Below are 20,386 nucleotides of genomic sequence, written 5' to 3' on the forward strand. Positions count from 1 at the left end.
CCTGTGAACTATTTTGTTAGACGTACTCTTGATCGCGCTTTTGACCTTGCTCAACGGGGTCTTTGCCATGTCCGAGCTGGCGCTGGCCAGCAGCCGCAAGTCCCGTTTGCTGGCCATGGCCGAAAGTGGCGACAAGGGCGCCAAGGCGGCGCTGGATCTGCTGAGCAATCCTACCCAATTTCTGTCCTCGATTCAGGTGGGTATTACCTCGATCGGCATGCTCAACGGCATTTTTGGTGAAGCGGCCTTCAGCGACGGGCTGGCGCAATCGCTGATCACCTGGGGCATGCCGGCCTCGTTTGCGTCGGTGGTGGCCACCACCACGGTGATCATTGTCATTACCTTCATGACCATTGTGTTTGGCGAGCTGGTGCCCAAGCGCATTGGACAGATGTACCCCGAGGCGTCGTCGCGCCTCATTGCGCTGCCGCTCACCTGGGTGTCGCGCATCGCCAAGCCTTTTGTCTGGCTGCTGGCCATTTCTGCACAAGGCGTGCTGCGCCTTCTGCGCATCAAGGATGAATCGGACCGCACGGTGACCGAAGAGGAAATCGTCGCCAGCCTCGATGAAGGGCGAGACGCGGGCGTGATCGAGCACCACGAACACCAGATGGTGCAGAACGTGTTCCATCTGGATGACCGCCCACTGATCTCGATGATGGTGCCCCGGGGCGATGTGGAATGGCTCGATGCCAATCTGACCGTGGCCGAGGCCTTGCATGCGGTGCGTGCCTCCAGTGGCAAGGGGGCGCATTCCTGGTATCCCGTCTGCCGCGAATCGCTGGACAACGTGGTGGGCCTGGTCAGCGTGGCACACCTGCTCGACGTCGTCGATACGCACAACACCGCGATTGCGAAGGTGGCCTTGGCGGCCAGCTACGTGCCCGAAACGCTCAGCGGCTTTGAACTGCTCGAGCAGTTCCGCGCGCGCGCGGGCCGCATGATTTTTGTTGTCGATGAATACGGGGTCGTGCAAGGCATCATCACGCCGCGTGACTTGCTCGAAGCGATTACCGGCGAGCTTAAACCCGGGGCCGCCAGCGAAGCCTGGGCGGTACAGAACGACGATGGCTCCTGGTACCTTGATGGCCTGATGCCGGTATCCGAATTGAAGGCGCGTTTGGAAATCAAGGAGTTGCCCGATGAGGACAAGGGCCGCTATAACACCTTGGCTGGCATGTTGATGGCCGAATCGGGCCATCTGCCGCCGTTGGGTGAAAAGATTTATTGCGCGGGTTGGGTATTTGAGGTTCTGGCGCTGGAAGGCAAGCGCGTCGACAAGGTAATCGCCAGGCTGGACGTGATGGCACTCGATTACTGAAAGTTACAGGTAGGGGGATCCAGGTTTACCATTCCTTTAAATAGAAAAATGTGTGGACTTACTTGGTTATTGCATTTTTAGGTATACTGCAAACGTTAACCGAATTGAATGGATATTAAACATGCCTACTTTGAAGGAAATCGATGCCCAACTGGCAGCACTGCAACAACAGCGTGAAGAAGTTCGTCGCAACGAACTGAAGACCGCTGTCGACCAGGTGCGCAAGCTTGTGGCAGATTACGGCCTGACCGAACAGGATGTATTCCCTCCTGCACGTGGCCGCTCGGCTTCCGCAGGCTCTAAAGTCGCTCCCAAGTACCGCGACCCAGCAACGGGCGCTACCTGGACGGGCCGTGGCAAGGCGCCAAAGTGGATTGAAGGCCAGGATCGTGAAAAGTTCGCGATTTAAGTGGGGCGTCCTTCAAAGAAAAAACCTGCTTCGGCAGGTTTTTTTTCGTTGCGGGGTCGACTTGTCGGGCAGCTTTATAAAAATTCCTACATCTCTTCTTCATTTCTCCTATTTTTGTAGGAGTGGATTGTTGCTAACTATCCGTTGAGCGATCCATCATATCTGAGCGATGCTAAATGTATGCAATTGCTCATAGTGCCTTGCTATAATTGCATTTGCTAATCTATAGGCTTATTCATTTTTTTTACGATTTTGTAGATTTTATGGAGGCCTGGCAGCGGATTGGCAGTTTGCGGAGTGGGTCGCATTTCGATGCCCATGGTGTCCGGTATGGATGGTTAATGGGAATGCGCAAATCGCATTGCGATCACTCCTGCGATTGCACCTGGGATTGCAGGGCTTAGCCTTTGGATGACATATGCAGGACCAGGCCCGGGAGTAGACTGTTTGCAGCGTTCCGTCTAATACGCGTAAAACAGGAGTCACGATGAAATCAGGTGATCATGAGGCAGCGCAACACGCCTTCGCCTCGACCCTCCAAGCCCTCTCGATCCCTTCGTCCAAGAAGTCTGGCAAAGGTGGCAAGGCCAAGTTCTATTCGCTGCCCGAGCTGAGCAAACAATTCCCCAATATCCAGCGCCTGCCGATGTCCCTGCGCATTGTGCTGGAGTCGGTCTTGCGCAACTGCGATGGCCAGCGCGTGCTGCCCGAGCATGTGGAGCAGCTGGCCAACTGGAAGCCGCAGGCCGAACGCACCGAAGAGATTCCCTTTGTCGTGGCACGCGTGGTGCTGCAGGATTTCACCGGCGTGCCGCTGCTCGCCGACCTGGCTGCGATGCGCAGCACGGCCGAGCGCATGGGCAAGAACGCCAGCGCCATCGAGCCGCTGGTGCCTGTCGATCTGGTGGTGGACCACTCGATCATGGTCGATTACTACGGCAGCAAGAACGCGCTGGACCTGAACATGAAGCTGGAGTTCGAGCGCAACAACGAGCGCTACCAGTTCATGAAATGGGGCATGCAGGCCTTTGACACCTTTGGCGTGGTGCCGCCGGGCTTTGGCATCGTGCACCAGGTCAATCTGGAATACCTCGCGCGCGGCGTGCACCAGGACAAGCACCATGTCTACTACCCCGACTCGCTGGTGGGCACTGACAGCCACACGACGATGATCAATGGTGTGGGCGTGGTGGCCTGGGGCGTGGGCGGTATCGAGGCCGAAGCTGCGATGCTGGGCCAGCCGGTCTACTTCCTCACGCCTGATGTGGTGGGCTTTGAGCTCTCGGGCAGCCTGCGCGAAGGCGTGACCGCCACCGACCTGGTGCTGACCGTCACCGAGATGCTGCGCCGTGAAAAGGTCGTGGGCAAGTTTGTCGAGTTCTTTGGCGAGGGCACGCGCAGCCTGTCGGTGCCTGACCGCGCCACCATCGGCAACATGGCGCCCGAGTATGGCGCCACGATGGGCTTCTTCCCGGTCGATGACAAGACCATGGACTACTTTGAAGGTACGGGCCGCAGCAAGGCCGAGATTGCCGCCTTTGAAGCGTACTTCAAAGCCCAGGGCCTGTATGGCGTGCCCCGGGCGGGAGACATTGATTACTCCCAGGTCGTGCGGCTGGACCTGGGCACGGTGGCGCCCAGCCTGGCGGGCCCCAAGCGGCCCCAGGACCGTATCGAGATCGGCCAGGTGGCTGCCAAGTTTGACATGCTGTTCAGCGCGCCGGGGGCCCAAAACGGCTTCAACCTGCCTGCAGACCAGCTTGCCCGGCCCGTCAAGGTGCGCATCAATGGCGCGGGCGAGACGGCCGAGCCGTCCACCAAGCCCTTGCCGGCCGGCTCGCCGCGCAATGCCGAGGAGATGGTCGCCAACAAGCCCGCGGTGGTGGATGAAGAAGCCAGCCTGGATGCGGCCGATGCCCATGCCGAGCGCATCGAAGGGCGCGATGTGGACCTGCACAACGGCGATGTGCTGATTGCCGCCATCACCAGCTGCACCAACACCTCCAACCCCAGCGTGATGCTGGCTGCAGGCTTGCTGGCCAAGAAGGCCGTCAAGGCTGGCCTGCGTGTGCAGTCGCACATCAAGACATCGCTGGCTCCTGGCTCGCGCCTGGTGACCTTGTATTTGACCGAGTCGGGTCTGCTGCCCTATCTGGAGCAACTGGGCTTCAATATCGCCGGTTATGGCTGCACCACCTGCATCGGCAATGCTGGCGATCTGCTGCCGGAATTCAACAGCGCCATCCAGCACCATGACCTGGTCTGTGCGGCCGTGCTGTCGGGCAACCGCAACTTCGAGGCGCGCATCCACCCCAATATCCGCGCCAACTTCCTGGCCAGTCCGCCGCTGGTGGTGGCCTATGCGATTGCCGGCAATGTGCGCAAGGACCTGATGACCGAGCCGGTGGGCCAGGGCAAGAATGGCCGCGACGTCTACCTGGGCGATATCTGGCCGACGACCGACGAGGTGCAGAAGCTGATGAAATTTGCGATGAACGGCAAGGCTTTCCGCGCCAACTACGAAAAGGTCAGCAGCGAGCCGGGCAAACTCTGGGAAAAGATCAAGGGCGTGACCGGCGCCACCTATACCTGGCCGCAGAGCACCTATATTGCCGAGCCCCCCTTTTTCAAGGACTTCTCGCTGGCAGCGCCCGAGCCGCGTGCCGAGCAGCGCGACAATGCGGTGCGCAAGGCCAGAGTGATGGCTTTATTTGGTGATTCGATTACCACTGACCATATCTCGCCCGCTGGATCGATCAAGGACAGCTCGCCCGCCGGCCAATGGCTGCTGGCCAACGGCGTCAAGAAGAGCGACTTCAACAGCTATGGATCGCGCCGCGGTAACCATGAGGTGATGATGCGCGGCACCTTCGCCAATGTGCGCATCAAGAACCTGATGCTGGCGGCCAAGCCGGACGGCTCACGCGAAGAGGGTGGCCTGACGCTCTACCAAAATCCGGGCGAGGAACAAGGCAGCAAGCTCTTCATTTACGATGCTGCCATGCGCTATATGGCAGCGGGCACGCCCACCGTGGTGTTTGCCGGGGAGGAATACGGCACGGGTTCGAGCCGCGACTGGGCGGCCAAGGGCACCCAGTTGCTGGGTATCAAGGCAGTGGTGGCGCGCAGTTTCGAGCGCATCCACCGCGCCAATCTGGTGGGTATGGGCGTGCTGCCGCTGCAGTTCAAGCAAGGGGAAAGCTGGGAGAGTCTGAACCTGCGCGGCGACGAGCTGATCGACATCGTGCCCGACCCGTCGCTGGCGCCGCGCAGCAAGGCCAAACTGGTCATCCAGCGCGCCGATGGCAGCGTTACCGAAGCCGAGCTGGTGTTGCGTATTGACACGCCTATCGAGGTCGAATACTACAAGGACGGCGGTATACTCCCCTTCGTTTTACGCCAATTGCTGTAAGAGTTGACCTACACGCGACTGACACGGGCCTTGTTACGACGAGGCCCGTTTGCATTTGTTGACCGTTACTGGTCAAATAGATGGACGTTAGTTTACTTTTAATTACATTTAGCCAACTATGGCCCATCCCTACACCCCCTTGTCGCTAGGCAGGCGCATGCACGAGATCCACACGCGGATCATGTGGTGTCTGCTCGCTGGCGGGGTGCTGTTGGCGGGGCTGGTGTCTACCGATGCGCAGGGCGTGGGCTTTGCCCGGGCGCTGCAGACCTGGATACAGGTGCTGCTGCTGCTCGCAGCTCTTGCCACCTTGGGTTGGGGCGGGCGCCTGTTGCTGCAGGGCACGGCCGGCAGTGCATTCATGGGCCGGCCGCTGTGGGTCTGCAGTGCCGTCGCGCTGGGCGGCTTTGCGGTGTTGCTGGCGCTGCCGCTGCGGCTGTCTGAACACGGCAGCCGGCCGGCCTTGTGGCTGGAGCTGGCGGTCAATATTTTGCTATCAATATGCCTATTGATAGTCTCCATAGATTTATTGTCGTCTGCGCGGCGCAATAGCCCGGGCGCCGTGCCCCGAGCCAGCCATTGGTTGCACCTGCAAAGCAATGGCGCGGTGCTCACGGCGCTGGCGCTCTTGGTGGCGGTCACGGCAGGGGTAGCGCAGGGCCTGGTCGATCTGGAAGGCATGCGCCGCTATGTCTTGCCGCTGGGCATGCTGGCCTGCTGCGCCTGGGCTGCGCTGCAGAGCCGCCATTTTGCGGGCCAGTCCGGCCGCTGGACGGTGTTGAGACTCGCGGCCGCCTTGGCCGTGGGCGCAGCAGCCATCTTGCTGGGCGCGGGCAGCCACTGGGCCATGCTGCTGGAGCAGGCGGCTTGGTGCTATGCGTTGTCGGTGCTGGCCCTGGTGCTGGTCATGGCCTCGCTGCGCCACAGCCTGGTGGGCTGGGCCTCGGCCCATCCTGCGCGCCTGCAAGGTGAGGAGTGGCTGGAGCAGGCCCCCATTGGTGTCGTGCGGGTCGACGGCTCGGGCGCCATCGTCCATGCCAACCGCACCCAGCTCGACTGGCTGGGCGTGCCCAGCCTGGTGGACCAGCCCTGGACCGAAGCGCTGGCGCCTAGCCTGCGCAACCAGGCGCCCGATTGGCTCGCACGCTTGCGCGCGGGGCAGTCGCTCGCCTTTGAGCAAAGCATGGATACGCCCCAGGGCCTGCGCCACTTCCAGACCGATATCTTGGTCGCCCCGCAAGGGCGCGATGCGCATGCCTTCATGCTGCTCTCGCACGATGTGTCGATGCAAAAACTGATGGTCGGCCGCGTGCAGGAGCAGCAGTCGCAACTGGTGTCGCTGGTCAGTGCCATCCCGGACCTGGTCGTGCTCAAGGGGGCCGATGGGCGCTTTTTGCACTGCAACCAGGCCTTTGAGCGCCTGGTGGGCCTGGCACACGCGCAGATCATCGGCCGCACGACCTCGGACCTGGGCCTGCAAGGGCGCATGCCCTCCGATTGGGAGACTGATCTGCGTGCGCGCAATGCCGACACGCCGGTGGTCTATGAAGAGACCTTGCAGTTTGCCGACAATGGCTACCAGGGCCGTTTCGAGATCACCAAATCGGCCATCCGTGCTGCCAATGGCGAGGTCACCGGACTGCTGTGCATCTGCCGCGATCTGGCCGAGCGCAGCCGCGCCCGCAAGGAAATCGAGCGCCTGGAGTTCTTCGATGTGCTCACTGGCCTGCCCAACCGCCGCATGCTGATGGACCGGCTCGAATGGTCGATCATCGCCTGCAAGCAGCGCGGCACCTATGCGGCGCTGCTGTTCATCGATCTGGACAATTTCAAGGACCTCAATGATTCGCTGGGCCACCAAAAGGGTGACCGGCTGCTGTGCGAAGTGGGCAAGCGCCTGATTGCCAGCGTGCGCAGCGGCGATGTGGTGGCGCGCTTTGGCGGTGACGAGTTTGTCGTGCTGGTCGAGAACCTGGGCGCCGAGCGCGTGCAGGCTGAAGCCCATGTGCGCTCGGTGGTCGAGCATGTGATCACCCGTTTCAAGCAGCCCTTTGTGCTCGACGGCCAGTCCCACCACAGCACGCCCAGCATTGGCGTGACCGTGTTTGGCGACCAAGAATCGCTGACGGTGCAGGAGCTGCTCAAGCGCGCCGACCTGGCGATGTACGAGGCGAAATCGGCCGGCCGCAACACGCAGCGCTTCTTTGATCCGCAGATGCAGGCCATCGTCAATGCACGCGCCAATCTGGAAAGCGACCTGCGCCAGGCCATCCACGACGGCGAGCTGCAGGTTTACTACCAGCCGGTGATGAATGGCAGCGGCAGCCTGGTGGGCGCGGAAGCCTTGGTGCGCTGGCGCCACCCGGCGCGTGGCCTGGTCATGCCGATCGAGTTCATCGACCTGGCCGAGCAGACCGGGCTGATTGTCGACCTGGGCAACTTCGTGATGCGCACCGCCTGCGAGCAGCTGGCGCTGTGGGCCGCCAGCCCCTCCACCCAGGCGCTGACCATGTCGGTCAATGTGAGCCCCCGGCAGTTCCATAACCAGGGCTTTGTTGACGAGGTGCTGGGCATTGTCGCGCAGACGGGTGCCAACCCCGCACGCCTGAAGCTGGAGCTGACCGAGAACCTGCTGCTGGGCGATGTCAATGAAACCGTCAACCGCATGCGCCAGCTCAAGGAGCGCGGCGTGGGCTTCTCGCTCGATGACTTTGGCGTCGGCTACTCGTCGCTGTCCTACCTCAAGCGCCTGCCGCTCGACCAGCTGAAGATCGACCGCAGCTTTGTCAGCGATGTGCTGAGCGACGTCAGCGACGCGGTGATTGTGCGCACCATCCTGGCGCTGGCCCACAGCCTGGAGCTCGAAGTGGTGGCCGAAGGCGTGGAGAACTCCGAGCAGGTGGATTTCCTCGTCAGCAACGGCTGCAAGCGCTTCCAGGGCTTCCACTTTGGCCGCCCGGTGCCGATTGGCGAGTTCGAGCGCCTGCACGGCTTCGCCAGCTACCGGCCTGCTTGAGCCCCACGGCCGACACAGTTGTGTGGGCTGCTGCAGCCAGGCGCGGGGCAGTTGCGCTAGCGCACAAGGCAGGCCCTGCAATCTGGGCACAATGGCGGTATGCATGAACAGATTTTGATCGCCGGCGGCGGTATCGGCGGCCTGGCTGCTGCGCTGGCCGCCCTTCGCGCGGGCACTGAGGTGCGCCTGTTTGAGCGCGCTGCGCAGTTCAGCGAGGTGGGCGCCGGTGTGCAGCTGGGCCCCAACGTCGTGCGGCGCCTGCAGGCCTGGGGCCTGCAAAGGCCGCTGCAGGCGGTGGCAGCCTTTCCGCAGGCGCTGGTCTCGCGCAATGCCATCAGCGGCCAGGAGCTGGCCCGGCTGGACTTGGGTGCACACGCGGTGGCGCGCTACGGCGCAGCCTACGCCACCATCCACCGCGCCGACCTGCACCAGCTGCTGCTCGATGCGGTGCGGCCCAGCGCCGATCTGCACCTCAACCTGGACAACGCCGTGGACTACCACGAGGACAACGGCCGCGTCGTCACCCTCACCACCAAGCAGGGCAAGCAGATCGAGGGCGATGCGCTGGTGGGGGCCGATGGCATCTGGAGCCGCACGCGGCTGCGCCTGCTCCATGATGCGCCCCCGCGCGTGACCGGCCACCTGGCCTACCGGGCGCTGGTACGCCAGAGCGATCTGCCGGCGGCCCTGCGCACCGACGTGGTCAGCGCCTGGATGGGGCCGCGCTTTCATGCAGTGCAGTACCCCGTGCGCGGCGGCGACATGCAGAACCTGGTCATCATTGTCGAGGGCGCCGCGCCCGATGACCTGGAGCACTGGGACCATGCCGGCAACGGCGCCGATCTGCTGCGGTGCCTGGCCGGTGCGCATCGCCAGTTGCTGGGGCTGGTGGAAGCGGTCAGTGCCACAGGCGCTGCCTGGCGCCTCTGGCCGCTGGCTGATCGCGCACCGATGACCGGCCCCCAGGAGATGGCGCAAGGCCTGGTCGCGCTGCTGGGCGATGCCGCCCACCCGATGCGGCCCTACCTGGCCCAGGGCGCCGGCATGGCGATTGAAGATGCAGCCGAGCTGCAGCGGGCCTTGACCATGCACGACCTGGAGATGCCACTGCGCCTGCGGCGCTATGCGCTCAACCGCTGGCAGCGCAATGCCCGGGTGCAGGCGCGGGCGATCCGCAATGGCGAGATTTTCCATGCACGCGGCCTGGTGGCCCTGGGGCGCGATACGGCGCTGCGCGCGCTGGGCGCCAAGCTGATGGATGTGCCCTGGCTGTACCGGGGCGATGGTTCATCGGCCTCGGTGCTGTAGTGCGGGCTTGCCAAGCCGCGCAAACCGCGCAAGTCCCGATGGGGCCTTAACTGCGCGCCGACGCCTGCTGCGCCAGCAGCGGCGACTGCGGCAAAAAGCGGAAGGCCAGGCAGCCGAGCATCAGCATGCCCGCGACAAACAGCATCACATACTGGTAGATCTCGCCGCCGTGCTGCTGCGCGTACGACGCGACGATGCCCGAGAGCCACTGCATCAGCGCCACACCCAGGAACATCGCCATCGTGTAGACCGACAGCGCGCGGCCGGTGGTCTCCTTGGGGTAGGAGGAGCGCACATCGGCGTACTGCAGCACCGAGTAGCCCGAGGCCAGGCCCATGAACATGATCAGCGCCACGGTGGCCGCCGCATGGTGCACAAAGGCCAGCGCGCAGAAGGTGCAGGCCATCACCGCCGCCCCGGCGATGATGCGGCGCCGGCGCCGGGCCGGGCCCGGATCGAGCCGGCCAAAGACCGAGGGCGTGAACAGCGAGATCATCGAGACGATCAGGGCCACGTTGCCAGTCGCCACCAGCGAGAAGCCATAGCGGTCGATCAGCATGGGGCTGAGCCAGAGCCCGCGCACCGTCAGAAACGAGGCATAGCCCACCATACCCATGATGGCGATCGCCCAGGTGTGCGGCACCAGCAGCAGGCCGCCAAAACCCTTGACGGCGGTGAGCCAGCTGGGCTTGGGCAGGTCATCGCTGGGCAGGTGCGGCTCGTGCACGCGCAAAAAGATCGCTATCCAGGACATCGCGCAGAGCACCGCCAGCAGGCCAAAGCCCCAGCGCCAGCCGTAGTGCTGCACCAGCCAGGCCAGCGGCGTGCCGGTAAACAGCAGGCCCAGGCCGCCCACGCCCATGCCGACGCCAGACATGAACGCAAAGCGGTCGCTCGGGAAATGGCGCGCAATGAACATCGTGCAGGCCAAAAACGCCGGCGAGCAGCCAATGCCGATCAGCAGCTGGCCCAGCATCAGCCCGTGGTAGCTGGGCGCAAGCGCCGAGATCAGCGAGCCGGCAATGGCCAGCGGGAAGGCGGTGAGCACGGTCTTGCGCAGGCCATACAGGTCCATGCCCACGCCCATGAACAGCTGCGTGACGCCAAACGACAGGCCGAACAGCCCGGCAAAGGCGCCCAGCGACTCGGCCGACAGCCCGAAATCGGTGCGCAGCCCATCGGCAATGATGGAGGTGACGGTGCGGAAGGCCTGGCTCAGCGAGAAGGCCGACAGCAGGGTCAGCAGCATGGCCCAGAGCAGGGTGGACGAGGGTGCCGCGGGGCGCCCGGTGGGGGAGGGTGTAGGTGGAACCGGCATGGCTGAGAGTGAGCGAAACAAGCCAGGGCCAGAAGGTGCCGGTCCTATTGGAGTCGCTAACATAACCCTTGATACGCCGCTCTCAAGCTTTGCCGTACGTTTGTACTGTCTGCGGCTTGATGCCTCGTCTCAACCGCTAACCTTCGGTTTGCTGGGTGATGTAAGCGCCTCTTAATATGCGCCATTGGCCAGCAGGGGGCTGGCGCGGCTTGTTATATGCGCCTGTCACTATAGAGGACTCTGGCCGGCTCTGCACGGCGCGGTGTCACTTGGGGCAACCCTGGGTGGACTGGCGGGCCGCCGTGCCTCAGAGGTGGGTGCGCAGCGTCCAGATCTCGGGGAAGAGCACGACGTCGAGCATTTTCTTCAAGTAACTCACGCCGCCGGTGCCGCCGGTGCCGCGCTTGAAGCCGATCACGCGCTCGACGGTGGTCAGGTGGCGGAAGCGCCAGAGCCGGAAGGCATCCTCGATATCGGTCAGCTTCTCGCCCAGCTGGTACAGATCCCAGTACTTGTGCGGATCGCGGTAGACGGTGATCCAGGCCTGCTGGACCCCTTCGCTCTCGGCGTAGGGCTGGGTCCAGTCGCGCTGCAGCGCCTCGGCCGGCACGGCAATGCCTTCGCGGGCCAGCAGCTGCAGCGCAATGTCGTAGAGCGAGGGCGACTCGTAAGCCGCCTGCACCTGGGCCAGCAGGTCTGCCCGGTGTGCATGGGGCTTGAGCATGGCGGCGTTCTTGTTGCCCAGCGAGAACTCGATGCTGCGGTACTGCGCGCTTTGGAAGCCGCTGGAGTTGGCCAGGTAGGGGCGCATGGCCGTGTACTCGGGCGGGGTCATTGTCGAGAGCACGGTCCAGGCATTGACCAGCTGCTCCATGATGCGCGAGACGCGCGCGAGCATCTTGAAGGCCTCGGGCTTGGTATTGTCTGCCGGATTGGCCATGGCCTGCATGGCGGCGCGCAGCTCATGGAGCATCAGCTTCATCCACAGCTCGCTGGTCTGGTGCTGCACGATGAACAGCATCTCGTCGTGCGCGGGCGACAGCGGGTGCTGGGCGTTGAGGATCTCGTCCAGGTGCAGGTAGTCGCCATAGCTCATGTCTTTGCTGAAATCGAGCTGGGCGCGCTCTTCATGCACAATGGATTCGGGCTTGCTGGGGGTGTCTCGCATAGTGTGTGGGGCAGTGCAAGCGGCGTCAATTGCAGCGCAAGAATGGCACTGCACAACCGGGCCGCAAGGCCTAAAGTGGCTGCATCGATTGTACTGAGGTGATTCGCATGAAACCGTCTGTCCCATCCACACCCAGCGCCACTTCTGACACCCCTGCGGCGCGCGGTGCTGCCGCGTTAGCTGCCTCCCGCGCGCAGCAAACCCTGGCCGATCCGCGCTGGGCCGATGTACAGGGCCGCCAGGCCGCAGCCGATGGCCGCTTTGTCTATGCGGTGCGCAGCACCGGCGTTTTTTGCCGGCCCTCCTGCAGCTCGCGCCTGGCCAAGCCCGAGAACGTCAGCTTTTTCGACACTGCAGCGCAGGCCCAGGCCGCCGGCTACCGCGCCTGCAAGCGCTGCCAGCCCGAAGCGGCGGCCAAGCCCGGCCATGCGGCGTTGATGGCCCAGCTCTGCGACTGGATCGCCAGCGCCGAAGACGAGCCCAGCCTGGCCGAGCTGGCCGAGCGCGCCGGCATGAGCCCCTTCCATCTGCAGCGCGTCTTCAAGGCGGCCGTCGGCGTATCGCCCAAGGCCTATGCCAAGGCCCAGCGCCGCCAGCGCCTGCAAACGGCGCTGGGCGATGCGCAAGAAGCGCCCCGCGTCATCGATGCGATCTTTGATGCCGGCTTTGCCAGCACCGCGCAGCTCTACCGCGACAGCCAGGCCGTGCTGGGCATGACCCCGCGCCAGTACCGCACAGGGGGCGCCGCGCAGCAGATCCGCTTTGGCGTGGCCGAATGCAGCCTCGGCCCCATCCTGGTGGCCGCCACCGCGCAGGGCATTTGCGCGATCTTGCTAGGCGACGATGCCGATGCGCTGGTGCAGGACCTGCAGCAGCGTTTTCCCAAAGCCCAGCTGGCCGGGGGCGACGCAGCCTTTGAGCGCTGGATGGCCCAGGTCATCGGCTTTGTCGATGAACCCACGCGCGGCCTGGCGCTGCCGCTGGATGTGCGCGGCACCGCGTTTCAGCAGCAGGTCTGGCAGGCGCTGCGACTGATTCCCGTCGGCAGCACCGTCAGCTACAGCGAGCTGGCGCGCAAGCTGGGCATGCCCCAGGCCAGCCGCGCCGTTGCTGGCGCCTGCGCGGCCAATGCGATTGCCGTGGCCATTCCCTGCCACCGCGTGGTGCGCAATGACGGCGGCCTCTCCGGCTACCGCTGGGGCGTGGACCGCAAGCGCGCGCTGCTGCAGCACGAGGCCGAGCTGGCACCGCAGGCGCCACGGGTGGCGCGCCATGGGTAAGCGCACGGCCAGCGCTGCACAGGTTGCATTGCCGCTGGATGCCGAGGCCAGCGCGCCGCTGTTGCAGCCCACCGCCCCCGCAAAAGCCGACGCGGATGGCGCAGATGCAGCGGGTGAAGCCGCCCTGCAGCGCTATGACTGGGCCGCTGTGGGCAGTGAGCTGAACCGCCAGGGCTGGGGCCTGCTACCCGGTTTGCTGGATGCCGCGCAATGCCAGCAGATGGCCGCGATGTATGGCGAAGCGGCGCATTTTCGCAGCCGCATCCAGATGCAGCGCCACGCCTTTGGCCGGGGCGAGTACCAGTACTTTGCCTACCCGCTGCCAGCGCTGCTGCAGGCTCTGCGCACGGCACTCTATGCCCGCTTGCAGCCCGTGGCGGAGCAATGGCGCGCGCAGCTCGCAGCCGCCGCGCCGCCTTGGCCTGCGCAGCATGCGGCCTTGCTGGCGCAGTGCCATGCAGCCGGCCAGCGGCGGCCCACACCGCTGCTGCTGCGCTATGGCGCGGGCGATTACAACTGCCTGCACCAGGACCTGTATGGCGCGCTGGTGTTTCCGCTGCAGGTGATTGTGCTGCTGTCGCAGCCGGGCGAGGATTTTGACGGGGGCGAGCTGGTGCTGACCGAGCAGCGCCCCCGCATGCAGTCGCGCGTGCAGGTGCTGCCGCTGCAGCGCGGTGATGCGGCCATCATTGCGGTGCGCGAGCGGCCGGTACGAGGCACGCGCGGCAGCTACCGGGTGCAGCACCGGCATGGGGTGTCCACGGTACTGCGCGGGCAGCGCCACACGCTGGGCATCGTGTTCCACGATGCGGAGTAAACACTGAAACAGCCCTGACTTTATCGCCCGCAGTCCATCCTCTATAGTGGGGATCCACGGCAGCCGCCGCTTTCTACCGACCCCGCCATGCCCCTGGTTCTGCGCACCCAAGTCGCCCTGCCTGCCAACTACCGCCCGCAGGACATGCTGGCCCTGCATGCCCGCGATGCCTTGCAGGCGTCCGAGAAGGTCGAAGGGTTGCGTGTCAGCAAGGGCTTGGTCTGGCAGGGGCAGCCTGCGCTGCTGCAGCTGGAGATGGTGGACGGCGCGTCCCGCGCGGTCGCCAGCTTGGCAGTCGATGGCACTGCGCCTACTGGCAACGACCCCGCTGCACTCGATGCGATGCTGGCGCGCATGCTGGGCCTGGGTGATGGGGCGGACCAGCTGGCACTGCAGCATGGCCAGCACCCGGTGCTGGGCCCCTTGCTGCTGGGCCAGATGGGCTTGCGTGTGCCCGCCAGCAGTAGCCCGTTTGAGGCGCTGATCTGGGCCATCACCGGCCAGCAGATCAGCGTGGCAGCGGCCATTGCGCTGCGCAGGCGCCTGATTGCGGCAGCAGCGGTGCAGCACAGCAGTGGCATGCTCTGCCACCCCGATGCCGCCGCGCTGGCGGCGCTGACGCCCGAACAACTGCGCGCGGCGGGCTTTTCGGTCAGCAAGATCGCTACCCTGGAGCGCGTCTGCGCCGCTGTGCTGGATGGCAGCCTGCCACTCGATGCCTGGGCCGCCCAGCCCTTGCAGGCGCAAGATGCCCAGGCGATTGAAGATGCGCTTTTGGCGATCAAGGGCATTGGCCCCTGGACGGTGCACTACGCCTTGCTGCGCGGCTTTGGCTGGCTGGATGGCAGCCTACATGGCGATGTGGCGGTGCGCAATGCGCTGGCCCGGCTGCTGGAGGTCCCCAGCGTCTCGCAGCGCGAGGCCGAGCAGTGGCTGGGTGCGTTTGCACCCTGGCGGGCGCTGGTGGCGGCCCACCTCTGGGCCAGCCTGTCGGCCAAAAGCTACTGAGGACTGGCCGCAGCCACCTGCAGCGCATCGCCACTGGCCGGGCGCAGCAGGCCCAAAACCACCAGGGCCGAGACCGTGGCTATCGCCGCCAGCACATACATAAGCTGTGCAAAGGCCTGGCCATAGGCCTTTTGCAAATCTGCTGCCGCACCCGGCTGGGCGGGCAACCGGGCCAGCGCCTGGCGCAGCTCGCCCATCGCCAGCTGCTGGGCGGCCGTTTGCAGGCTGGCCCCATCCAGCGCCGCGGGCAGATGCGGGCTGATCAAACCGGCCAGCAGGGCGGTCACCATCGCCAGCGCTATGCCTTCGCCGGCCACCCGCACGGTGCTGAAAATGCCGGTGGCCATGCCTGCGCGCTCCTGGGGCACCAAGCTCACCGACAGCCCATCCATCAGGCCCCAGGGCAGGCCCGCACCGCAGCCGATCAGCAAGAGCGGCAGCACCCGTGCCATGCCACCCGCATCCACAGGCACCTGCGCCAGCCACACCAGGCCGCCAGCCGCGATCAGCAAGCCAGCGGCCGAAATAGGGCCGGCGTGGAACCAGCGCGTGAGCCAGGCTGCGGCCAGCGGCACCACCAGCATCGGGGCCGACAGCGCCAGCATCCACCAGCCCGCCGCCACCTCGCTGTAGCCGGCAATGCCGATCAGCTGCAGCGGCAGCAGCACCAGCAGCACCACATAGCAGTAGCAGGTCGCAATGGGCAGCACCTGCACACCGATAAAGCGCGGGTAGCGGAACAGGCTCGGGTCCAGCATGGGCCGGGCCACGCGCCGCTCCACGGCGATAAAGAGCAGCAGCGCCGCGATGGATGCCAGCAGCAGTGCGATGACCTGCGGACTGCGCCAGCCCAGCGCGGCGGCCTGCACCATGCCCAGCGTCAGCAAGGCCAGCATGCTGGTGAACAGCAGCACACCGGGCCAATCCAGCCCCTGGGCCTGCGGGTCGCGCGACTCGCGCATCGCCCCCATGCCCACCAGCAAGGCGACCAGGCCCAGGCCAGCGCAGAGCGCAAAACCGGCCTGCCAGCCGGCTTGCTCGATCAGCCAGCCCGTCAGCAGCGGGCCAAAGGCCAGGCCGGTGCCGAAGGTGGTGCCCAGCAGGCTAAAGGCCTGGGCGCGCTGGGCCGGCGCAAACTCCTGCGCCAGCGCGGCCGTGCCGCCGGCCAACGTTGCAGCTGCGGCCACGCCTTGCAGCGCACGCAGCAGGTCAATCTGCCAGACGCTGCGCGCCAGCACCAGCGCCAGGCCGGCCAGGCAGAAGGTCGACAGGCCCAGCAAAAAGAGCCGCTTGCGCCCCCACTGGTCGGCCAGCGCGCCGGCGGCCATCAGGCAACTGCCAAAGCCCAGCATGAAGGCATTGGTGATCCAGCCCAGGCTGGTGGCGCTGCCGCCCAGTGCGCGGCCAATTGCCGGCGTGGCCACGGCCCCGCCAGAAAAACTCAGCGGCAGCACCAGCGCTGCCAGACAGACGGATGCCAGAACCATCCAGGGCCCGCGCCAGGCGGCGGGTAAAACACGGTGCATAGCCAACTCCTGCAAAAACACGCTGTGGAGCTTAATGAGGAATGAATCGCCGATAAACAGGCCAATCGTTGTTTGATTAACAACCAAAATTCCGTAATATGCGCGCATGGACAACCTCAACCACATCGCCGCCTTTGTGCAGGCGGCCGAGCGCCGCAGTTTTGTGGCCGCCGCCCGCGCCCTGGGCATCTCCGCGTCTGCCGTTGGCAAAAGCGTGGCCAAGCTGGAGGCGCAGCTGGGCACGCAGCTGCTGGTGCGCACGACGCGGCGGGTGTCGCTGTCGCATGAGGGCGAGCTGATGTACACGCACTGGCGCCGCATTCTGGATGACCTGCAGGATGCACAGGCGCTGCTGTCGAGCACCCAAAGCAGCCCCCGGGGCCTGTTGCGCATAGGGCTGCCCACCATTGGCTACCGCTTTTTGCTGCCGGTGATTCCAGACTTCCGTGCGCGCTATCCGGACATTGAGCTGGACCTGGACTTCAACGACCGGCTGGTGGATGTGGTTGAGGCGCGCCTGGATGCGGTGATCCGCAGTGGGGTGCTGGCCGACTCCAGCCTCAGCGCCCGGCGCCTGGGCCTGTTCCGCTTTGTGCTCTGCGCATCCCCCGCCTATCTGGCGCAGCGCGGCCGGCCCCAGCGGCTCGAGGACCTGGCGGCGCACGACTGCCTGCGTTTTCGTTTTCCCACCTCGGGCAAGCTGCAGCCCTGGCAGATGGGCGGTGACACGGCCGAGGCACAGCAGGATGCCGCAGCCCACCCGCCGGCGCTGACCTGCAACAACATGGAGGCCTTGCGCGGCGCGGCGATCGCCGGCCTGGGCATCGCCTATATGCCCGATTTTCTGGCCCGCGACGCGCTGGCCGATGGCAGCTTGCAGACGGTGCTGGACGACTGTCTGACCTATTCCGGTCAGTTCAGCATCCTCTGGCCTTCGGGCCGGCTGATGTCGCCGCGCCTGCGCGTGTTTGTGGACTTTGTGGCCGAGCGGCTGTTCCAGCCACCGTCGCCATAAAGCCCATCGAGGCCAGGCGCAGGGGCATCAGCCGCCGTGTGCCGGAGCTGCCACCAGCAGGATGAAATGCGCAACGCCCCGGCCTTCGTTGGCAAAGTGGTGCTCGGTGTCCATCGCCAGCTGGGCGCTGTCACCCGCCTGCAGCAGCACCGAATCAGTACCGGTGAAGACGCGCAGGCTGCCGGTCTCGACATAGAACACCTCGCGTGTGCCCGGGCGGTGCGGCGCGAAGTGGCTGGAGCTCTGGCCGGGCGGCACCGCATAGTGCAGCAGCTCGAGCCCCGGCAGCGGGCGGGCCAGCGCCAGGCGCACGATGCCGGTGTCCTCATGCACAAAGCGCGCATGGTCGCCCGCGCGGGTGATCTGCGCCGGGGCAGGGCTTTGCACCAGGTCGCTCAGCTCGCAGCCCAGGCCGCGCGCAATGGCCATGGCGTTGCGCAGGCTCACGCTCAGTAGCCCCCGCTCCACCCGGGACAGCGCCCCGGAAGTTACGCCACTGGCCTGGGCCAATTGGTCCAGGGTGATGGCCAGCTGGGCGCGGCGGGCGCGCACCGCCAGGCCGAACTGCAGGTCGGAGTCCGCGCTGGGTGGGGAGTTTTCAGTCGACATGGATTGACGATATTTCGTGTAGGAAATATTATTTACCTATATGCAATTTCAACAAGAGCTCTCCCAATGTACCTGTTATTGAGTGCGTCGCCGGTCCTGGCCGTTATCGCCGGGTTGCTGCTGAGCCTGCGCTCGCTGTATGCGGCGCTGATCGGCGTGGCGTTGGCGCTGGTCGGCTGTGTGATGGCGTTTCCGCTCAGCGCGCCGGCAGCGCTGCAGGCCCTGGCCAGCTGGATGCCGGTGCTGGTCGAGGTGCTGCTGATTGTTGGCGGGGGCCTCTTGCTGTCCGAAGTGCTGCGCGCCGCCGGCGCGCAAAAGGCGCTGGCGCAATGGGTGATGGGCCGCACCGGCGAAGGCATGGGTGCGGTGTTGCTGGTGGTGCATGGGGTCACGCCCTTTGCCGAATCGCTGACCGGCTTTGGCATTGGCATCACGATTGGCATTCCACTGTTGGTGCACAGCGGTTTGCCGGCGCGCAAGATTGCGCTGATTGGCCTATTAGGCCTGTGCGCCGTGCCCTGGGGTTCGATGGGCCCGGGCACCTTGGTTGCCGCGACGATGGCCGGGCTGTCATTTGACGCGCTGGGCGTGGCCTCGGCGGCAGTGAGCGTGATCCCGATGGTGGTCGTGGGTGTGGCCGCCGCAGGGCTGGCCAGTGCGCCGGGCCGGCGTGCGGGGGCTATGCTGCAGGGCGCGCTGTCGGGCCTGTTGCTGGCACTGGCCATTGGGCTGAGCAATGCGGTGGTAGGTACCTCAGCCGCCGGAGCGCTGGGCGCCTTGCTGATGACCGTGCTCTGGCTTTGGTTGGGCCGGCGGGGCGCAGGCGCTTTTGCGGGCGATGCCGCTGCGCCGCTGGGCCCTCTGGGCTGGCGCGCGCTGGCCGCCTATGGCTTGCTGCTGCTCGGTGTGCTGGTGGCAGGGGCCGTGCTGCGGGCCTTGCAAGCTGCGGGCGCCTGGCATCTGCTGGCGTCACCGGCCTTGTGGCTGTTTGTGGCGGCGGCCTGGTTTGCGCGTGGCCTGCCAGCGCCCAGCAGCCTGCAGCGGGTGTGGCAGTCCTGGCGCCAGGTGGCGCCCGTGACGGGGCTGTTCATCGTGCTGGGTGTCGTGATGGCGGTATCTGGCATGGCCGCGCAACTGGCCCATGCCTTGGCCCAGGGCGGCAGCGCCTATGTGTTTGCTGCGCCTTTTGTCGGCGCGCTGGGCGGCTTTGTGACCGGCTCCAACACGGGGGCGAATGCGATGTTTGCCGCTACCCAGGCCGAGATTGCGCAGGCCTTGGGCGTCGCGGTGCTGCCCTTTATGGCGGTCCACAATGTCAGCGCGGCGCTGCTGCTGATGGCATCGCCCGGCAAGGTGGAGATGGCCTGCCAGCTGGTGTCCGGGACGGCACAGACTGAGCGCGCCTGGGTGCAGTCCCAGGTGCTGCTGGTCACCGGGCTGGCGGTGCTGCTGATGGCGGTGCTGAATGTGCTGCTCAGCGCCGTGCTGCAGCAGCCTTAGGCGCCAGTGTGGCCACCAGTTCGGGCAGCTGTGGCTGGGTCTGGCGTGCGGAGGTGTTGCTGAGCCAGCGGCCCAGGTGCTTGCGCTGGCAGACCTGCAGCTCGCTCAGCAGTGCATGGCTGGGGTCGGGGATATGCCAGCGGCTGCGCAGATCGGCCTGCATGCGCAGCAGCAAATGGGCGGTCATCTCGGCATCGGCCAGCGCCCGGTGGGCCTTGTCGGCCGGCGGCAGTTGCAGATGGCGCACGATCTTGCCCAGCGAGTGGCTGGGCGCCTCGGGGTAGAGGCGGCGCGACAGCAAGACCGTGCAGGCAAACAGGCTGCCGACAGGCGCCGCGGCCGGGCTGGCCGCGCAGCCTGCGCGCTCGAGCTCATCCAGCCAGAACTTGCTGTCAAACGATGCGTTGTGTGCGACCAGCGGCGCCGTGCCGACAAAGTCTGCTGCCTCGCGCATCACCTGCTCAGCGGGCGCTGCCGCCTGCAGCATCGCTGTGGTGATACCGGTCAGTTGCGTGATAAAGCTGGGCATGCGCTGGCCGGCATTCATCAGGTTCTGGTAGCGGTCCACAATGCGGCCGTTCTCGACCATGACAATGCCGACCTCGGCCGCACGCGCGCCATGCGCCGGGCTCATGCCGGTGGTTTCAAAGTCGAGAATGGCGATGCGTTCGGACATGGC

Annotated in this window: 15 protein-coding genes; 10 read left to right on the forward strand and 5 right to left on the reverse strand. The window is 65.4% G+C overall.

All coding sequences use genetic code 11. The features are described from left to right. Positions 1 to 13 precede the first annotated feature (13 nt). The 5 genes from F0Q04_RS08820 (at position 14) to F0Q04_RS08840 (ending at position 9,466) form a co-directional block, all read left to right on the forward strand. The gene (locus F0Q04_RS08820; RefSeq protein WP_269780264.1) at positions 14 to 1,321 is read left to right on the forward strand and encodes a hemolysin family protein; all 1,308 of its coding nucleotides are present in this window, start codon (positions 14 to 16) and stop codon (positions 1,319 to 1,321) included. 121 nt (positions 1,322 to 1,442) lie between these two features. Next, positions 1,443 to 1,730 (forward strand): H-NS family nucleoid-associated regulatory protein, encoded by a 288-nt coding sequence (locus F0Q04_RS08825; protein WP_021027731.1) that lies wholly within the window; start codon positions 1,443 to 1,445, stop codon positions 1,728 to 1,730. A 487-nt stretch (positions 1,731 to 2,217) separates the two neighbouring features. Continuing rightward, positions 2,218 to 5,142, forward strand: coding sequence for an aconitate hydratase (locus F0Q04_RS08830; protein WP_182345197.1), 2,925 nt, complete (start codon positions 2,218 to 2,220; stop codon positions 5,140 to 5,142). A gap of 157 nt (positions 5,143 to 5,299) precedes the next feature. After that, the gene (locus F0Q04_RS08835; protein ID WP_232539558.1) at positions 5,300 to 8,158 is read left to right on the forward strand and encodes a putative bifunctional diguanylate cyclase/phosphodiesterase; all 2,859 of its coding nucleotides are present in this window, start codon (positions 5,300 to 5,302) and stop codon (positions 8,156 to 8,158) included. A 99-nt stretch (positions 8,159 to 8,257) separates the two neighbouring features. Beyond that, on the forward strand, positions 8,258 to 9,466 hold the full coding sequence (locus F0Q04_RS08840; RefSeq protein ID WP_116924868.1) for an FAD-dependent monooxygenase: 1,209 nt from the start codon (positions 8,258 to 8,260) through the stop codon (positions 9,464 to 9,466). 46 nt (positions 9,467 to 9,512) lie between these two features. Here F0Q04_RS08840 and F0Q04_RS08845 read toward each other — a convergent pair whose 3' ends face one another. Then, positions 9,513 to 10,784 (reverse strand): MFS transporter, encoded by a 1,272-nt coding sequence (locus F0Q04_RS08845; protein ID WP_182345198.1) that lies wholly within the window; start codon positions 10,782 to 10,784, stop codon positions 9,513 to 9,515. A gap of 307 nt (positions 10,785 to 11,091) precedes the next feature. Next, positions 11,092 to 11,952, reverse strand: coding sequence for a tryptophan 2,3-dioxygenase (gene kynA, locus F0Q04_RS08850; RefSeq protein ID WP_182345199.1), 861 nt, complete (start codon positions 11,950 to 11,952; stop codon positions 11,092 to 11,094). Positions 11,953 to 12,059: 107 nt separating this feature from the next. Between kynA and ada the strand changes: the two genes are divergently transcribed. The 3 genes from ada (at position 12,060) to F0Q04_RS08865 (ending at position 15,057) form a co-directional block, all read left to right on the forward strand. Beyond that, entirely contained in the window at positions 12,060 to 13,232 is a 1,173-nt protein-coding gene (gene ada / locus F0Q04_RS08855; protein ID WP_116924871.1) for a bifunctional DNA-binding transcriptional regulator/O6-methylguanine-DNA methyltransferase Ada, read from the forward strand. Further along, positions 13,225 to 14,049 (forward strand): 2OG-Fe(II) oxygenase, encoded by an 825-nt coding sequence (locus F0Q04_RS08860; RefSeq protein WP_182345200.1) that lies wholly within the window; start codon positions 13,225 to 13,227, stop codon positions 14,047 to 14,049. Before ada ends, F0Q04_RS08860 begins: the two co-directional genes overlap by 8 nt. 87 nt (positions 14,050 to 14,136) lie before the next feature. Then, the gene (locus F0Q04_RS08865; protein ID WP_182345201.1) at positions 14,137 to 15,057 is read left to right on the forward strand and encodes a DNA-3-methyladenine glycosylase 2; all 921 of its coding nucleotides are present in this window, start codon (positions 14,137 to 14,139) and stop codon (positions 15,055 to 15,057) included. Here F0Q04_RS08865 and F0Q04_RS08870 read toward each other — a convergent pair. Then, on the reverse strand, positions 15,051 to 16,583 hold the full coding sequence (locus F0Q04_RS08870) for an MFS transporter (protein WP_198424350.1): 1,533 nt from the start codon (positions 16,581 to 16,583) through the stop codon (positions 15,051 to 15,053). The two genes, F0Q04_RS08865 and F0Q04_RS08870, sit on opposite strands and share 7 nt — an antisense overlap. A gap of 106 nt (positions 16,584 to 16,689) precedes the next feature. Here F0Q04_RS08870 and F0Q04_RS08875 point away from each other — a divergent pair, with 106 nt between their 5' ends. Continuing rightward, complete coding sequence (locus F0Q04_RS08875; protein ID WP_116924875.1) at positions 16,690 to 17,598, forward strand: LysR family transcriptional regulator; 909 nt, start codon at positions 16,690 to 16,692, stop codon at positions 17,596 to 17,598. A gap of 27 nt (positions 17,599 to 17,625) precedes the next feature. Here the strand turns inward: F0Q04_RS08875 and F0Q04_RS08880 are convergent, their stop codons facing one another. Continuing rightward, on the reverse strand, positions 17,626 to 18,207 hold the full coding sequence (locus F0Q04_RS08880) for a helix-turn-helix domain-containing protein (RefSeq protein WP_182345202.1): 582 nt from the start codon (positions 18,205 to 18,207) through the stop codon (positions 17,626 to 17,628). Between the two features lie 66 nt (positions 18,208 to 18,273). Here F0Q04_RS08880 and F0Q04_RS08885 point away from each other — a divergent pair, with 66 nt between their 5' ends. Continuing rightward, positions 18,274 to 19,707 carry an L-lactate permease gene (locus F0Q04_RS08885; RefSeq protein ID WP_182345203.1) on the forward strand — a complete coding sequence of 478 codons (1,434 nt, stop codon included), beginning with the start codon at positions 18,274 to 18,276 and terminating at the stop codon, positions 19,705 to 19,707. Here F0Q04_RS08885 and F0Q04_RS08890 read toward each other — a convergent pair. Next, positions 19,682 to 20,383: a PolC-type DNA polymerase III gene (locus F0Q04_RS08890; protein ID WP_182345204.1), complete on the reverse strand. Its 702-nt coding sequence runs from the start codon at positions 20,381 to 20,383 to the stop codon at positions 19,682 to 19,684. The genes F0Q04_RS08885 and F0Q04_RS08890 overlap by 26 nt on opposite strands. Positions 20,384 to 20,386 lie beyond the last annotated feature (3 nt).

It is taken from the genome of Comamonas koreensis, assembly GCF_014076495.1.
GTDB lineage: Bacteria > Pseudomonadota > Gammaproteobacteria > Burkholderiales > Burkholderiaceae_C > Comamonas > Comamonas squillarum.

Excerpts from the sequence above, each read along its gene's own strand:
- F0Q04_RS08825 (WP_021027731.1), top strand. The coding sequence starts at position 1,443 with ATGCCTACTTTGAAGGAAATCGATGCCCAACTGGCAGCACTGCAACAA.
- F0Q04_RS08830 (WP_182345197.1), top strand. The coding sequence starts at position 2,218 with ATGAAATCAGGTGATCATGAGGCAGCGCAACACGCCTTCGCCTCGACC.
- F0Q04_RS08835 (WP_232539558.1), top strand. The coding sequence starts at position 5,300 with ATGCACGAGATCCACACGCGGATCATGTGGTGTCTGCTCGCTGGCGGG.
- F0Q04_RS08840 (WP_116924868.1), top strand. The coding sequence starts at position 8,258 with ATGCATGAACAGATTTTGATCGCCGGCGGCGGTATCGGCGGCCTGGCT.
- F0Q04_RS08845 (WP_182345198.1), bottom strand. The coding sequence starts at position 10,784 with ATGCCGGTTCCACCTACACCCTCCCCCACCGGGCGCCCCGCGGCACCC.
- kynA (WP_182345199.1), bottom strand. The coding sequence starts at position 11,952 with ATGCGAGACACCCCCAGCAAGCCCGAATCCATTGTGCATGAAGAGCGC.
- ada (WP_116924871.1), top strand. The coding sequence starts at position 12,060 with ATGAAACCGTCTGTCCCATCCACACCCAGCGCCACTTCTGACACCCCT.
- F0Q04_RS08860 (WP_182345200.1), top strand. The coding sequence starts at position 13,225 with ATGGGTAAGCGCACGGCCAGCGCTGCACAGGTTGCATTGCCGCTGGAT.
- F0Q04_RS08865 (WP_182345201.1), top strand. The coding sequence starts at position 14,137 with ATGCCCCTGGTTCTGCGCACCCAAGTCGCCCTGCCTGCCAACTACCGC.
- F0Q04_RS08870 (WP_198424350.1), bottom strand. The coding sequence starts at position 16,583 with ATGCACCGTGTTTTACCCGCCGCCTGGCGCGGGCCCTGGATGGTTCTG.
- F0Q04_RS08875 (WP_116924875.1), top strand. The coding sequence starts at position 16,690 with ATGGACAACCTCAACCACATCGCCGCCTTTGTGCAGGCGGCCGAGCGC.
- F0Q04_RS08880 (WP_182345202.1), bottom strand. The coding sequence starts at position 18,207 with ATGTCGACTGAAAACTCCCCACCCAGCGCGGACTCCGACCTGCAGTTC.
- F0Q04_RS08885 (WP_182345203.1), top strand. The coding sequence starts at position 18,274 with ATGTACCTGTTATTGAGTGCGTCGCCGGTCCTGGCCGTTATCGCCGGG.
- F0Q04_RS08890 (WP_182345204.1), bottom strand. The coding sequence starts at position 20,383 with ATGTCCGAACGCATCGCCATTCTCGACTTTGAAACCACCGGCATGAGC.